Source organism: Rhizobium sp. Leaf306 (assembly GCF_001423425.1).
Classification (GTDB): domain Bacteria; phylum Pseudomonadota; class Alphaproteobacteria; order Rhizobiales; family Rhizobiaceae; genus Neorhizobium; species Neorhizobium soli.
This window is the reverse complement of sequence record NZ_LMNX01000002.1, coordinates 624,262-638,925: the sequence shown is the minus strand read 5'-3', so window position 1 is coordinate 638,925 and position 14,664 is coordinate 624,262. Positions and strand designations below refer to the sequence as shown.

The 14,664-nt window shown below is 59.9% G+C and carries 17 protein-coding genes; 3 read left to right on the top strand and 14 right to left on the bottom strand.

Annotated elements, in window-relative coordinates:
* The first annotated feature begins 110 nt into the window (after nt 1-110).
* Nucleotides 111-1,334 (top strand): bifunctional 2-C-methyl-D-erythritol 4-phosphate cytidylyltransferase/2-C-methyl-D-erythritol 2,4-cyclodiphosphate synthase, encoded by a 1,224-nt coding sequence (locus ASG19_RS10875; protein ID WP_062456386.1) that lies wholly within the window; start codon nt 111-113, stop codon nt 1,332-1,334.
* A complete protein-coding gene (locus ASG19_RS10870; protein WP_062456384.1) occupies nt 1,331-1,828 on the top strand; it encodes a CinA family protein in 498 nt (165 codons plus the stop codon). The genes ASG19_RS10875 and ASG19_RS10870 overlap by 4 nt, the downstream gene beginning before the upstream one ends.
* Before the next feature lie 12 nt (nt 1,829-1,840).
* Here ASG19_RS10870 and ASG19_RS10865 read toward each other — a convergent pair whose 3' ends face one another.
* The gene (locus ASG19_RS10865) at nt 1,841-2,293 is read right to left on the bottom strand and encodes a type II toxin-antitoxin system RatA family toxin (protein ID WP_062456381.1); all 453 of its coding nucleotides are present in this window, start codon (nt 2,291-2,293) and stop codon (nt 1,841-1,843) included.
* A 305-nt stretch (nt 2,294-2,598) separates the two neighbouring features.
* Between ASG19_RS10865 and ASG19_RS10860 the strand changes: the two genes are divergently transcribed.
* Complete coding sequence (locus tag ASG19_RS10860; protein ID WP_062456378.1) at nt 2,599-2,796, top strand: hypothetical protein; 198 nt, start codon at nt 2,599-2,601, stop codon at nt 2,794-2,796.
* Between the two features lie 27 nt (nt 2,797-2,823).
* Here ASG19_RS10860 and lipA read toward each other — a convergent pair whose 3' ends face one another.
* The 13 genes from lipA to ASG19_RS10795 all read right to left on the bottom strand — a co-directional run bounded on the left by lipA (nt 2,824) and on the right by ASG19_RS10795 (nt 14,481).
* The gene (lipA, locus tag ASG19_RS10855; RefSeq protein ID WP_062456375.1) at nt 2,824-3,813 is read right to left on the bottom strand and encodes a lipoyl synthase; all 990 of its coding nucleotides are present in this window, start codon (nt 3,811-3,813) and stop codon (nt 2,824-2,826) included.
* 37 nt (nt 3,814-3,850) lie between these two features.
* The gene (locus ASG19_RS10850) at nt 3,851-4,096 is read right to left on the bottom strand and encodes a GlsB/YeaQ/YmgE family stress response membrane protein (protein ID WP_062456372.1); all 246 of its coding nucleotides are present in this window, start codon (nt 4,094-4,096) and stop codon (nt 3,851-3,853) included.
* 70 nt (nt 4,097-4,166) lie between these two features.
* Complete coding sequence (gene lpdA, locus ASG19_RS10845) at nt 4,167-5,630, bottom strand: dihydrolipoyl dehydrogenase (RefSeq protein WP_062456369.1); 1,464 nt, start codon at nt 5,628-5,630, stop codon at nt 4,167-4,169.
* 77 nt (nt 5,631-5,707) lie between these two features.
* A complete protein-coding gene (locus tag ASG19_RS10840; RefSeq protein WP_062456366.1) occupies nt 5,708-6,346 on the bottom strand; it encodes an SGNH/GDSL hydrolase family protein in 639 nt (212 codons plus the stop codon).
* Nucleotides 6,347-6,393: 47 nt separating this feature from the next.
* On the bottom strand, nt 6,394-6,636 hold the full coding sequence (locus ASG19_RS10835) for a hypothetical protein (RefSeq protein WP_062456364.1): 243 nt from the start codon (nt 6,634-6,636) through the stop codon (nt 6,394-6,396).
* A gap of 123 nt (nt 6,637-6,759) precedes the next feature.
* Entirely contained in the window at nt 6,760-8,157 is a 1,398-nt protein-coding gene (locus tag ASG19_RS10830) for a pyruvate dehydrogenase complex dihydrolipoamide acetyltransferase (protein WP_062456361.1), read from the bottom strand.
* A gap of 1 nt (nt 8,158) precedes the next feature.
* The gene (locus ASG19_RS10825) at nt 8,159-8,437 is read right to left on the bottom strand and encodes a hypothetical protein (RefSeq protein ID WP_162238146.1); all 279 of its coding nucleotides are present in this window, start codon (nt 8,435-8,437) and stop codon (nt 8,159-8,161) included.
* A 25-nt stretch (nt 8,438-8,462) separates the two neighbouring features.
* Nucleotides 8,463-9,917: a pyruvate dehydrogenase complex E1 component subunit beta gene (locus ASG19_RS10820; protein ID WP_062456355.1), complete on the bottom strand. Its 1,455-nt coding sequence runs from the start codon at nt 9,915-9,917 to the stop codon at nt 8,463-8,465.
* A gap of 19 nt (nt 9,918-9,936) precedes the next feature.
* Nucleotides 9,937-10,995, bottom strand: a complete 1,059-nt coding sequence (gene pdhA / locus ASG19_RS10815) for a pyruvate dehydrogenase (acetyl-transferring) E1 component subunit alpha (protein WP_062456352.1) — start codon at nt 10,993-10,995, stop codon at nt 9,937-9,939.
* A 183-nt stretch (nt 10,996-11,178) separates the two neighbouring features.
* Nucleotides 11,179-11,496 (bottom strand): septum formation initiator family protein, encoded by a 318-nt coding sequence (locus tag ASG19_RS10810; protein ID WP_062456350.1) that lies wholly within the window; start codon nt 11,494-11,496, stop codon nt 11,179-11,181.
* A 194-nt stretch (nt 11,497-11,690) separates the two neighbouring features.
* The gene (ilvC, locus tag ASG19_RS10805) at nt 11,691-12,710 is read right to left on the bottom strand and encodes a ketol-acid reductoisomerase (RefSeq protein ID WP_062456348.1); all 1,020 of its coding nucleotides are present in this window, start codon (nt 12,708-12,710) and stop codon (nt 11,691-11,693) included.
* A 39-nt stretch (nt 12,711-12,749) separates the two neighbouring features.
* On the bottom strand, nt 12,750-13,400 hold the full coding sequence (locus ASG19_RS10800) for a TetR/AcrR family transcriptional regulator (protein ID WP_062456344.1): 651 nt from the start codon (nt 13,398-13,400) through the stop codon (nt 12,750-12,752).
* Between the two features lie 175 nt (nt 13,401-13,575).
* Nucleotides 13,576-14,481, bottom strand: a complete 906-nt coding sequence (locus tag ASG19_RS10795; protein ID WP_062456341.1) for an AraC family transcriptional regulator — start codon at nt 14,479-14,481, stop codon at nt 13,576-13,578.
* Between the last annotated feature and the right edge of the window lie 183 nt (nt 14,482-14,664).

The following is a 14,664-nucleotide window of genomic DNA, read 5'->3' as shown; positions in this document are numbered from 1 at the left end:
TTGCCAAGGGCAATTCACGAGCTGCGTTATTTTTAAGCGACGTGCTGGAATAAAGGCTTTTGGTCCTATAGTTCTGCGGCTGTCAACCTCCCACCAATTTCCGAGGGCTCATGGACGGCGAGATCTTCAAGATAGCCATCGTCATCGTGGCCGCTGGCCGCGGAGAGCGTGCGGGTGCGCCGGGAGACGGACCAAAACAATATCGCCGTATCGGTGGCTTGCCAGTCATTCATCATACGCTGCAGAAATTTCTGACTTGGCCAAAGAGCGGCCCGATCGTCGTGGTCATCCACCCGGAAGACGAGGCGCTCTACGCCGCCTCGACGGACGGACTTGGCGGAGCCGAGAACATCATTGTCACCTTCGGCGGCGATACAAGGCAGCGCTCCGTCTACGAGGGCCTGCGGGCGATTGCGGCAACGGAGGCGACCCACGTGATGATCCATGACGCGGCCCGCCCTTTCGTCGACCACGCACTGCTGGATCGCATTGCAGAGGGCTTTGCCGCGGGCAATGACGGAATCTTGCCGGCGATGGCGGTGACCGATACGCTGAAGCGTGGCGGATCGGACGGGCTGGTGCACGAAACGGTTTCGCGGGCGGGGCTCTATGCGGCCCAGACACCGCAGAGCTTCCGTCTCTCGGAAATCCGCACCGCGCATGAAAAGGCCGCAGCCCTTCGCCACGACGATTTCACCGACGATGCCTCGATCGCCGAATGGGCGGGCCTTGCCGTGACGATTGTGGAAGGCTCCGTCGACAATATCAAACTGACGCTGAAGCGGGATATCGATATGGCTGACGAAAAACTCACGCAGGGCAACCCTGCCCCACACTATCTGCCGGATGTTCGCACCGGCAATGGCTACGACGTCCACCAGCTCGTGTCCGGCGACGGCGTGACGCTGTGCGGGATCTTCATTCCGCACGATCAGAAGCTGAGCGGCCATTCGGATGCCGACGTGGCGCTGCATGCCCTCACCGACGCGCTGCTCGCCACCTGCGGCGCCGGCGACATCGGCGACCACTTTCCGCCGTCCGACATGCAGTGGAAGGGCGCGGCCTCGAGGATCTTTCTTGAGCACGCTGCGAAGATCGTGCGCGAACACGGCGGCACCATCATGAATGCCGATGTCTCGCTAATCGCGGAAGCCCCCAAAGTCGGACCGCATCGTCAGGACATGCGCGAAAAGCTCGCCGAAATTCTCGGCATCTCGCTCGACCGCTGCTCGGTGAAGGCGACGACCAACGAGAAGATCGGCTTTGTCGGCCGTGGCGAGGGGATCGCAGCGATTGCCACAGCCACCGTGGTGTTCGGATCGGTGCGGGCATGAGCCTCTTTCCTGATGATATCGAGGCACAGGCCCGGCGCATCATCGAGACGTTTTCGGCGCGCAAGCTGATGGTCTCGACGGCGGAGTCCTGCACCGGCGGCCTGATCGCCGGAGCGCTGACCGAGATCGCCGGGTCGTCGGCGGTCGTTGATCGCGGCTTTGTCACTTATACCAATGACGCGAAGACAGACATGCTGGGAGTGCCCTCGTCGGTGCTTGCAACACACGGCGCCGTCTCAAGGGAAACTGCCCTGCTGATGGCAACTGGCGCCCTGTTCCGCTCCCGCGCCGGTCTCGCGGTTGCCGTAACAGGCATAGCAGGCCCCGCCGGCGGCTCGGCCGAAAAGCCGGTCGGGCTGGTCCATCTCGCAGCGCGCGGCCGGAACGGGAAGATCCTGCACCGGGAGATGCGCTATGGCGACATCGGCCGAACCGAGATCCGGATTGCGACCGTCAGGACGGCGCTGGAGATGCTGCTCGAGGCGGCGGCCTGAACCTGACCCCAATCAGGCGTAGATCTTGTCCGCGCGCGCTTCGAACGCTTCAGCAAACATGCGGAAAGCGCGGTCGAACATCGAACCCATCAGCGCGCCGAGAATCATGCTCTTGAATTCATAGTCGATGAAGAAGGCAACGGTGCAACCGTCGGAACCGTCCGTCGCCGGCTCGAACCGCCAGCGGTTATCGAGATACTTGAACGGACCTTCGATATATTTGACATCGATCGCCTGCTCCGCCGGATGCAGCAGGACCTGGGTCGTAAAAGTCTCACGGATCGCCTTGTAGCCAACGGTCATGTCGGCAAGCAGCAACTCCTTGCCGTCGCGTTCCTTGCGGGAACGGATCGACAGCGCTTCACAAAGCGGCAGGAATTCCGGATATTTCTCGATGTCGGCGACCAGCGCGTACATCTTCTCGGGACTATGCTTGACGGGGCGGCGTATTTCGAACTTGGGCATGTCGTGGAGTTAATCGCGCACAGGCAGAAGATCAAGAAGCTGACGCCTCTGTCGGTGCGATTTCAACATCAGGCGCGCCCAAATCCTGCGCTCTCGCTGTCGTCCAAAAAAATGGCCCCGCCCTCTGGCGGGTTGTTGCTTCAAGGCATATCTGGGACGTCGCCGCTCGGCTCGATAACGGGAGGCCCAAAGATTAAATAATTTTAATGTCTCAGCAATGAAGTTGTAATGATCCGCGGGATCAATCCTGCGTATAACGCTTCACGGGAGATGACTGGCCTTTACCTGTCGGAAAGACGCATTCCATGGATGACTTCACACAAATGATCAAGCTGCTCGAATCCGCCAAGCAACTGGCCGATATGAACCAGCTCCCCATGCTCGCCTATTTTGTGGAAATGGCGAAAGCCGAGACACGCGGACACCGCACAACGCTGCGCGAGCGCCGCCGCGGGCAGGACAAGAATCAGGATAAGATCGAGAAGGTTCAAGCGGCCGAGTGATCGGCCGCCAGACCGCAGAAGTGCGGATTACACCGCTGCTGCGAGCAGCTTGCGGGCGCGATTGGCGCGCAGACGGGCGAAATCATCGCCTGCGTGATGCGACGACCGCGTCAGCGGGCTGGACGCCACCATCAGGAAGCCCTTCGTATAGGCCACAGTCTCGTAGGACTTGAACTCCTCCGGCGTCACGAAACTCATCACCGCGTGATGCTTGCGGGTCGGCTGCAGATACTGGCCGATCGTCAGGAAGTCGACGTCGGCGGTCCGCAGGTCGTCCATCAGCTGCAGCACTTCGTTGCGCTCTTCGCCGAGGCCGACCATGATGCCCGACTTGGTAAACATCGTCGGATCCAGTTCCTTCACCCGCTGCAGCAGACGAACCGAGTGGAAATAGCGGGCACCGGGGCGAACCGTCAGATAATTGCCCGGCACCGTCTCCATATTGTGGTTGAAGACGTCAGGCTTTGCCGCAACGACGCGCTCGAGAGCGCCCGGCTTCTTGAGGAAGTCCGGCGTCAGGATCTCGATCGTCGTCAACGGTGACGCTGCACGGATCGCCCAGATCACCTTCTCGAAATGCTCGGCACCGCCATCGGCCAGATCGTCACGATCGACCGAGGTGATGACGACGTGGCTGAGGCCCATCTCCTTGACGGCCTTTGCGACATTCTCGGGCTCTGACAGGTCGAGCGCGTTCGGCTTTCCGGTCGAGACGTTGCAGAACGCGCAGGCGCGCGTGCAGATCTCGCCCATGATCATGAACGTGGCGTGCTTCTTGTCCCAGCACTCGCCGATGTTGGGGCAACCCGCTTCTTCACAAACAGTGACGAGCTTGTGCTCCTTCACGATCGAGCGGGTTTCCTGATAGCCCTTGGAAACCGGCGCCTTGACACGGATCCATTCGGGCTTGCGCAGCACCTCGGTATCTGGCCGATGCGCCTTTTCCGGATGGCGGACACGCTTCTCATCGCCCGCGGCCGGGGTGATGAGGTTTATCCTGTCGAGAATGGTGACCATAAATTACTGTCCTCAACCGCCTTGAATGCGGGTACCGTCAACGCCTGACGAGTTTTGCGACAAATAGCAAAATGCACGAGCCGACGAAACCCTGCACGAGGTAACCCAGCCAACCGCTGGCAACATGGATGTTGGCCGCATTGAAGATCGCGTTGGCAATCACAGCGCCGACGATGCCGATCACGATATTCATGAAGATGCCGAAGCGCATATCCATCAGTTTGCCGGCAAGCCAGCCTGCCAGGCCTCCGATGATGATTGCTGCAAACCAGCCCACGCCCATGTCTTACTCCGTTCAAACCTCTTCAGCAGATATGGGCGGCGAGCCGCCCATATGCAATCGGCGCTGAGACCTAAGCGTTCAGGACGCGGCCATAGGCATCGAGAACGCTTTCCTTCATCGATTCCGAAATCGTCGGATGCGGGAAGATGGTGTGCATCAGGTCTTCCTCTGTCGTCTCGAGGTTCATGGCGACGACGAAGCCCTGGATCAGTTCTGTCACTTCCGCCCCAACCATATGCGCACCGATCAGCTCGCCGGTCTTCTTGTCGAAGATCGTCTTGACCATGCCCTGGTCCTCGCCAAGCGCAACGGCCTTGCCATTGGCTGCAAACGAGAAGCGGCCGACGCGGATCTCGCGGCCCTGCTCCTTGGCCTTGGCTTCGGTCAGACCAACCGACGCGACCTGCGGATTGCAATAGGTGCAGCCCGGGATCTTGCTCTTGTCCATGGCGTGCACGTTAGGCAGGCCGGCGATCTTCTCGATGCAGACGACGGCCTCATGCTCGGCCTTGTGCGCAAGCAGCGGACCACCGGCGACATCGCCGATCGCGTAGATACCCTCGACATTGGTCTTGCCGTAACCGTCGATGACGATAAAGCCGCGGTCGGTCTTCACGCCGACAGCCTCAAGCCCGATATTCTCGATATTGGCCTGCACGCCGACAGCCGAGATCATGCGGTCGGCAGTGATCTTCTCCGACGTGCCGTCCTTCTTCTCGATCGTGGCAGTGATCGAGTTTGCACCCTTCTCGACCTTCGAAACCTTGGCTTCGAGATGGATCTTGATGCCCTGCTTGTCGAACTGCTTCTTGGCGAAGGCCGAAATTTCTGCATCCTCGACCGGCATGACCTGGCTCATGATTTCGACCACGGTCACGTCGACGCCCATGGTGCGATAGAACGACGCAAACTCGATGCCGATCGCGCCAGACCCCATGACGAGCAGCGACTTCGGCAACTCTTCCGGCTTCATCGCTTCGAAGTAGGTCCAGATCAGCTTGCCATCGGGCTCGATACCCGGCAGCGCACGCGGACGGGCGCCGGTGGCGACGATGACGTGCTTGGCGGTGTAGGTGCCCTCGCCCAGTGTGTTCTTGGGAACAGGACCCTGAGGCTGCACGATCTCCTTGGTGATCTTGCCGACGACGATTTCGGCCATTTGCGAACCGGATGCCGGCTTGGTGACCTTGGCTTCGCCCCAGATGATATCGATCTTGTTCTTCTTGAACAGGAAGCCGACGCCGCTGTTCATGCGGTTGGCAATGCCGCGCGAACGCGCAACGACCGCCTTAACGTCAGGCTTGATCGTGCCTTCCAGCGTCAGGCCGTAATCCTTGGCATGCTGCGCGGTATGCAGCACGTCGGCTGTCCGAAGCAGCGCCTTGGTCGGGATGCAGCCCCAGTTGGAGCAGATGCCGGCCAGATGCTCGCGCTCGACGACGGCAACCTTCATGCCCAGCTGGGATGCACGGATCGCGGCGATATAACCGCCCGGACCGGCGCCGATAACGATGAGATCGTAGGACTGAGCCATTGTTTCCTGCCTTTGTCTTTTTAAGTCTGTGTCTGCGGCGACCATCCATACGCGGCCTGCCGATGTGAATTCTTGGGTCAGATACCGAGCATCATCCGGACGATCGGCTCAAGGCCGCGGCCGATGGCGCGGGTGTCTTCAGCGGTCAGATGCACACCGTCGAGCGGGCTGGTCTTTGAGACCGAACCTGCATCGAAAAAGCCGCACCCGAGCTCGTCGGCAAGATCGCGGTACAGCGAGGCCAGCATCGACGACTGCTCGATCCCGCCCTGGAACATCGCCGAAAAGATCGGGTCCCCGGTCTCGCAAAGCGGTGGCGGCGAAACGATCAGTACGTCCGGTGCATCATAGTCGAACGACCATTCGTGGTGACGGATCAGTGCGACCAGCCGCTGGATCCCGGCCCGCGCAGCATGCGCCGTGCCGGCGATGACAGGCTTCATGTCGTTGGTGCCAAGCATGATGATGACGAGATCAAGCGGCATATGGGTATGCAGGACCGTCGGGAAATTCCTCACCCCGTTGCGATCGCAATCGGCGAGATGGTCGTCGTAGCCGGTCGTGCGCCCGTTCAGGCCCTCGGCAATGACCGTGACCTCGTCTCCGAGTGCGGCGGCAAGCACGCTCGTCCAGCGATCCTCGAACGCGTGACGACCGGGACCAACGGGGTCATACCCCCATGTGAGACTGTCGCCGAAGCAGAGAACGGTTTTCATAGTGTCCATACGCCCAGTCATTCCCTGCCGACCTGTCCCTGTCGAGGTCAGGTCCCCTTCATCAGCGTCTCGACCTTGCTTTCAAGCTCGGATATCCGCTCCTCGAAATCACCGGTCATGAACTTCGAGAGCATTGTATCGGCGGTCAGCGCATTGCGAATACTCTTCTGGCCGATCTCAAGCTTGTGCAATTGCTGTTTCACGGCACCGAGTTCACCGCGTATCTCATGCATTTCACCGCGTATTTCACGCAGCATCGGCATGATCATGTCCACCGGTTCGTTCGCCATCGACGTGCTCCTGAGCGGACCGTATTCCGCTCCATCAAATATGGTGGAGCAGCTTACAAATGTCACGCATCAAGCGCATTCACCGATGGGAACGGCCGCGACTTAGGCCGCGGCCGAGATTTCTTAAACCAGCATGCCCATCGGGCTTTCGATGTAGCGCTTGAAGGCCGAGGCAAGCTCTGCGCCGAGCGCGCCGTCGATGACGCGGTGGTCGAAGGCGAACGTTGCCGTCATCACCGTGCCGACTTCGAGTTTGCCGCCACGAACGATCGGCTTTTCGACACCGGCGCCAATGGAGACGATCGAGGCCTGCGGCAGGTTGATGATCGACGTGAAGTTGGAGACACCGAACATGCCGAGGTTTGACACCGACGTGGTGCCGCCCTGGTATTCTTCCGGCTTCAGCTTCTTGTCGCGGGCCCGCTTGGCGAGATCCTTGACCTCGTTGGAGATGACCGAAAGCGTCTTCGTCTCGGCCTTGCGGACGATCGGAGTGATCAGACCGTCCGGGATCGAGACGGCAACGCCGACATCCGCATGCTTGTGCAGGACGCGGGCAGAAGACGTCCAGGAGGCGTTCGCCATCGGAACATCCCGAAGCGCCAGCGCCATCGCCTTGATGATGAAGTCGTTGACGGAAAGCTTGAAGGCCGGAACCTCACCCTTTTCCGTCTTCTTCACCGGCGCGGACGCATTGATCTCGGCGCGCAGCTTGAGCATGGCATCGAGTTCGCAGTCCATCGAAACGAAATACGATGGAACCGTCTGGGTCGACTCGGTCAGGCGCGAGGCGATCGTCTTGCGCATGCCGTCATGCGGCAGAAGCTCGTAGGAGCCTTCCGCAAACAGCTTCATGATGTTGTCGTCCGACGGACCCTTTGCCATTGGCGCGGCTGGAGCCTGAGCGGCACCGGCGGTTGCCGGCGTCGTCGCGGACGGAGCGGCCTTTGCACCGCCGGAAGCGGCGGCCTTCTCGATATCGGCCTTGACGACACGGCCATGCGGACCGGTGCCGGTAACACCGGTGAGATCGAGACCGGCTTCCTTGGCCATCCGACGGGCAAGCGGTGAGGAGAACACACGCTTGCCGTCTTCTGCCTTCGGAGCAGGCGTCGACGGTGCCGGAGCGGCATCCGTCAGCGGCTTGTCGGAACTGGCTTCGGACTTCGGCGCTTCGGACGCCTTCTCCGCAGGAGCTGCTTCAGCCTTCGGAGCATCTGCCTTCGGGGCTTCAGCCTTCGGAGCCTCGCCGCCGGAAGCGGCAGCCGAAACATCTTCGCCGTCGACCGCAAGGATGGCGATCAGGGCGTTGACCTTGACGCCTTCGGTGCCGGCCGGAACCACCAGCTTGGCGACAACGCCTTCGTCGACGGCTTCGACTTCCATCGTCGCCTTGTCGGTCTCGATTTCGGCGATCACGTCGCCGGACTTGACCGTATCGCCTTCCTTGACCAGCCACTTGGCGAGGTTGCCCTCCTCCATGGTCGGCGACAGGGCAGGCATGGTGATGTTGATAGGCATGTTAATCCTCCGCCCACATAAGTTCAAACTGGGCAAGTTCGTCAGGATGTTCCGTCAGCCGGGTGACGTCCTCAGGCGTCACTTCGATGTAACCGGCAACGTCTTCAAGCCAGCCGTCTACGGCACCAATCACGCCAATCTCTTCGCGCGGGACACCGACGATCACCTCGGTGTCTTCGGTCTTGACCAAGGCCCAGAACACAATTCTTTCAAAGACCGGGTTGTTCTTGGTGCCGATCACTCGGAACCAAGAACCGGAAACCGGCAGAATCTGCTTCACAGAAGATTTCGGCATAACCGGATCCTTACTTGTAGCAGACGGTCTTAACCGCCTGAACGACTTCACCGACATTCGGCAGCGCCAGCTTTTCAAGGTTGGCGGCGTAAGGCATGGGCACGTCCTTGCCGGCGATCGTCAGGATCGGCGCATCGAGATAGTCGAAGGCCTGCTGCATCACGCGGGTGGCAATTTCGGTGCCAACCGACGACTGCGGATAGCCTTCCTCGACGGTGACCAGACGACCCGTCTTCTTCACCGATTCGATCACGGTCGGCAGGTCCATCGGACGGATGGTGCGAAGATCGATCAGTTCGACATCGATGCCGTCCTTCTCGAGTTCGGCAACCGCCTTCGTGGCATAGGCCATGCCGATACCGAAGGACACGACAGTGACGTCCTTGCCCGTCTTGTGGATACGCGCCTTGCCGATCGGCAGAACGAAATCGTCCAGCTTCGGCACTTCGAACTGCTGTCCGTAGAGGATCTCGTTTTCCAGGAAGATGACCGGGTTCGGATCGCGGATCGCAGCCTTCAAAAGACCCTTCGCATCGGCAGCCGTATAGGGCATGACGACCTTGAGGCCCGGGATCTGGCTGTACCAAGCGGCATAGTCCTGGCTGTGCTGTGCGCCAACGCGGGCAGCGGCGCCGTTCGGACCACGGAACACGATCGGCGCACCCATCTGGCCGCCGGACATGTAGAGCGTCTTGGCAGCCGAGTTGATGATGTGGTCGATCGCCTGCATGGCGAAGTTGAACGTCATGAACTCGACGATCGGCTTCAGGCCGGCCATTGCAGCACCGACGCCGACGCCGGCAAAGCCGTGTTCGGTGATCGGCGTATCGACGACGCGACGCGCGCCGAATTCCTGCAGCAGGCCTTGCGTGATCTTGTAGGCGCCTTGGTATTCGGCGACTTCCTCACCCATCACGAACACATCGCCATCGCGACGCATTTCTTCGGCCATGGCATCGCGAAGCGCTTCGCGAACCGTGGTCATCACCATTTCGGTGCCAGCTGGAATGTCCGGATCGGCAGCAATGTCGATCTTCGGCTGGGCCGGCACCTTGGCGTCAGCAGGTGTCTCGTCCTTGGCTTCGCGAGCCTTGCCGCCGGCAGCATCGGAGGTCGCCGCCGGAGTATCGGCATCGGCCTTCGGAGCGTCTGCCTTCGGAGCGTCTGCCTGGGGCGCACTTTCCTGTGCAGGCTTGTCAGCCTTCATGTCGTCGGCGGTTTCGCCTTCGGCAAGCAGGATTGCGATCTTGGTGTTGACCTTGACGTTCTCGGTGCCGGCCTCGATCAGCAGCTTGCCGATCACGCCTTCATCCACAGCTTCCACTTCCATGGTCGCCTTGTCGGTCTCGATTTCGGCGATCACGTCGCCGGAGGTGACCTTGTCACCCTCTTTTTTCAGCCACTTGCTGAGCGTGCCTTCTTCCATCGTGGGAGAAAGCGCGGGCATCAGGATATCGATTGGCATTGAGGTTCCCTCCCCGCGATCAGAGCAGAATGTCGGTGTAGAGCTCGGATACATCCGGCTCCGGATCGTTCTGGGCAAAATCTGCAGAATCCGAGACCACGTCACGGATATCCTTGTCGATCGCCTTCAGTTCGTCCTCGGTCGCCCAGCCACCGTCGAGGATGCGCAGACGCACCTGTTCGATCGGATCCTGCTCGGAGCGCATCTTCTGCACTTCTTCCTTGGAGCGATACTTCGCCGGGTCGGACATCGAGTGACCACGGTAGCGGTAGGTCAGCATTTCGAGAATGATCGGACCCTTGCCGGAACGGCAGTGAGCGAGCGCCTCGTCGCCGGCGGCCTTGACGGCGCGCACATCCATGCCATCCACCTGGATGCCGGGAATGCCGAAGCCGGAGCCACGCAGCGAATAGTTCGACTGCGCCGTCGCGCGGGCGGTCGATGTGCCCATCGCATAACGGTTGTTCTCGACGATGTAGACGATCGGGAGCTTCCAGAGAGCAGCCATGTTGAAGCTCTCGTAGACCTGACCCTGGTTGGCAGCGCCATCGCCGAAATAGGCGACCGATACGCTGTCATTGCCGCGATAGGCATTGGCGAAGGCAAGACCGGTGCCGAGAGACACCTGCGCGCCGACGATGCCGTGGCCGCCGTAGAACTGCTTTTCCTTGGAGAACATGTGCATCGAGCCGCCCTTCCCCTTGGAATAGCCGCCGCGACGCCCCGTCAGTTCCGCCATCACGCCACGGGCACTCATGCCGGTTGCCAGCATATGGCCGTGGTCACGATAGGCGGTGATGACCTGATCGCCCTCTTTCTGCGCCATCTGCATGCCGACGACGACAGCTTCCTGGCCGATATAGAGGTGACAGAAACCACCGATGAAGCCCATGCCGTAAAGCTGGCCGGCCTTTTCCTCGAAGCGGCGGATGAGCAGCATTTCGCGATACGCGTGCAGCTCGTCATCCTTGCCGAAGTCCGACATATTCTTGCCGGTAAAATCCTTTGAAACGTTCTGGGTTGCAGACTTTGCCGCCGTTTTGCGGCCGGACGTAGACGCGGTTTTAGCTTGCGCCATCGATCCCTCCCTGTGTGCTGCTCTTTATAAAGGGGACATCATGTCAAAATGACGCACCCTGGTTTCGGAGCGTAACATAGGGAAGAAAGCACGGACCAGCAATGCCATAATTGCATGGCTCACATCCAAATTAAATCACTGATATCGTTGCTGAATTGTGAAATTAACCAGCTTGTGGTTAATTTAGAAGTAGTTGTTGAAGATGACGATCTCGTCGCGCTTGGAGACGTTGAGCTGGTAGCGGGCGATCTCGTCGAGCATATCCTTCTCGAGAGACCCGTCGCTCATCAACTGGACCTGACGCTCAAGCGCCTTGCGACCGTCGGTCAGCTTTGTCAGTTCGGCAACCCGCTCGATCCGCCGCTTCTCGAATTTCTCCGTCGCGATCAGCCCGAGTTCGCCATGCACGGAATGATATCCGAAATAGGAAACGAATGCGATCGTGATGGCAGGCAGGACGAAACGACCGAATTTTCTTTTCTTGTGATGCTTGGTCCACATGCTCACCAGACGCCTACCCATTACGCTAAACTGGATCAGGATCGATCCGAGCTGCGAGAGAGAATCGCAGAACTTGCTTAAGCAATGGTTGACCGGGGAACCTCGACCGGCGACTTCACCCGCTCGACGTCACCCAGAAATGCGAAAGGCCGGAGCTTTCGGCTCCGGCCTCCGTTTCAATCTGCAAAAATCGCTTAGTTGACGGCCTTGTCGACCAGCTTGTTCTTGCCGATCCAAGGCATCATGGCGCGAAGCTTGGTGCCGACTTCCTCGATCTGGTGCTTGTCGTTCATGCGGCGAATGCCCTTGAAGCGAGCGCCACCGGCGCGGTATTCCTGCATCCAGTCGGAGGTGAACTTGCCGGTCTGGATATCGGTCAGAACCCGCTTCATCTCGGCCTTTGTCTCGGCGGTGATGATGCGCGGACCGGTGACGTATTCGCCCCACTCGGCCGTGTTGGAGATCGAGTAGTTCATGTTGGCGATACCGCCTTCATAGATCAGGTCGACGATCAGCTTCACTTCGTGCAGGCACTCGAAATAGGCCATCTCCGGCGCGTAGCCGCCTTCGACCAGCGTTTCGAAACCGGCGCGGATGAGCTCGACGAGACCGCCGCAGAGAACGGCCTGTTCGCCGAACAGATCGGTTTCGCACTCTTCCTTGAACGTGGTCTCGATAATGCCGGACCGGCCGCCGCCAACGCCACAAGCGTAGGAGAGAGCGATCTCAAGCGCATTGCCGGACGCGTTCTGGTCGATGGCAACGAGGCAAGGAACGCCGCCGCCCTTCTGGTATTCGCCGCGAACCGTATGGCCCGGGCCCTTAGGTGCGATCATGACGACGTCGACGGAAGCCTTCGGCTCGATCAGGCCGAAATGGACGTTGAGGCCGTGGGCGAAAGCGATGGCAGCGCCGTCGCGAATGTTGCCGGCGATGTCGGCCTTGTAGATGTCTGCCTGCAGCTCGTCGGGAGCCGCCATCATCATCAGATCTGCCCAGGCGGCAGCTTCGGCAACGGTCATGACCTTAAAGCCATCGGCTTCGGCCTTCTTGACGGTCGGCGAATCGGCACGCAGGGCGATGACGACATTGCTGGCACCACTGTCCTTCAGGTTCAGCGCGTGGGCGCGACCCTGGGAACCGTAGCCGATGATGGCAACCTTCTTGGACTTGATGAGATTGAGATCAGCATCCCGATCGTAATAAACGCGCATCGTATGTTCCTTCCCTATGAACGTAACTGTTGTTGATGATTAGCGGGCCGAGGAGGTGCGCAACACCTCCAGCGGCTGTTTCTCGGTGCGATACAGCGACAGAAAGGCATCGATGGCTCTTTCCGCCTGGCGTGCAGTATCCTTCAGCCCCGGTTCGCCGAGCAGCATGCGAACATGCAGATCAGAGACGATCAGGCCGTAAAGCGTATGATAAGCGGCATCCGCGTTGTCGAACCGCAGGAGACCTACCCGTTTGCCCGCATCGATCAGCGCCATGGCGCGACGATCGATCTGGCGGCGGCCGTGCTCGACCAGCAGTTTGCCGAGCTTGGATCCGTTCGGTCCGGCACCCGGTCCCGACTGGCCGATCGCCAGCCGGTTCAGCGCCAGCGACACGTCGCCGGAGAGAACCTCCAGCAGATCGCGTGCGAAAAGTTCGAGATGCTCGCGCAGAAGCTCGGCGCTCAGCCGCTCGCCGGAGCGCTCGAAAGTGCGGACCTTGGCGGCCTGGTGGGCGATCATCGCCGCCAGCAGGCCTTCACGGTCGCCGAACCACTTGTAGAGGCTTTCCTTCGAGCAGCTTGCGGCGCGCGCAAGCCCGGATGTGGTGAGTGCTTTCTCACCGCCTTCGACGAGCAGACGCAGCGCCTGCTCCAGAACCTCGTTCTGGCGCGGCGAAAAGTCGGGCATGTCTGCGGTTTCGGTTCTCACGGCTCACCTCTGAAGTACCGTACGGTACGGTTCTGCCGGTATAAATGATTTCACATGTCCGTCAAGTGCTTCTGGCGGGTCCTGTGAATAAGATGCGGAAGGAACTGGCTTTGCAAAGCAAGAGAGAAGTCGCGCTCACCCGCCTCAACCGCGATCAGCCGGCAGACGGCTCACGCACTGCGCTGATGTCACGGCTCGGCGACATGCCGTAGAGACGGCCATATTCGCGGCTGAACTGGGACGGGCTCTGGTAACCGACGCGGTGGCCGGCATTGCCTGCATCCAGCCCGTCGACCAGCATCAACCGGCGCGCCTCATGAAGGCGGAGATGCTTCTGGAACTGGACAGGCGTGAGAGCCGTCACGGCCTTAAAGTGATGGTGGAACGAGGACGGGCTCATTCCCACGTGATCCGACAAATCCTCGATCTTGAGCGGACGATGGAAATTTGATCGCAACCAGCTGACGGCGCGTGCGATTCTGGAACTCTGCGTTTCCGACATGGCCATATGGACAAGCCTTGGCCCATCGGGCGAGGTCAGCAGGCGGTAGAAGATCTCCTGTTCGATAAGCGGCACCATCGCAGCGATATCGGATGGCGTATCAAGCAACCGCACCAGTCTGGTTGTCGCATCGATCAGATCAGGCGACGCATGGTTGACCGTCAGCCCGCGGTATCCCTCGCTTGCCAGAGAGTCTGGCTGGAAGTTGATACGGTCGAACAATTCGTGCAGCCGCTCCATCTTCAGATCGAGGCAGAGGCAGTAGTAGGGAATATCGCCGCTGGCCTCCACCACCCAGGACGCGACGGGCAGATCGAGTGATGTCAGAAGATACTGACCAACGCCGTAGCGATACGTCTCACGGCCAAGCGTCAGGCTCTTGGAGCCCTGTAGGACCAGCGTGTAACTGGGAGAATAGGCCGTATGAAGCGGAGCTGTTGGAGCCGAACATCGGTGCAGCCGCAACCCTTCGATCGCAGTCGTGCCGTCATTGCCTTCGACCGCATGCCGGGCAGCGAGTGCCGTCAGTTCCTGATAAGGCATGAAGGAAATTGTCATGAAGTCTCACCACCGTCGCGCGTTCGGGCACTGACATGGCAAATCCATATCAGGCACAAGACAGAGGTAGTATCCGAAAACGGAATTTGTAGGATCGTGCAAGAAGCTTGCAGGATCGATCTAACGCTTATGACGACGGATCGGCATAGTCCGGCAGTTGATTTCAACTGAAAATGAATGGAG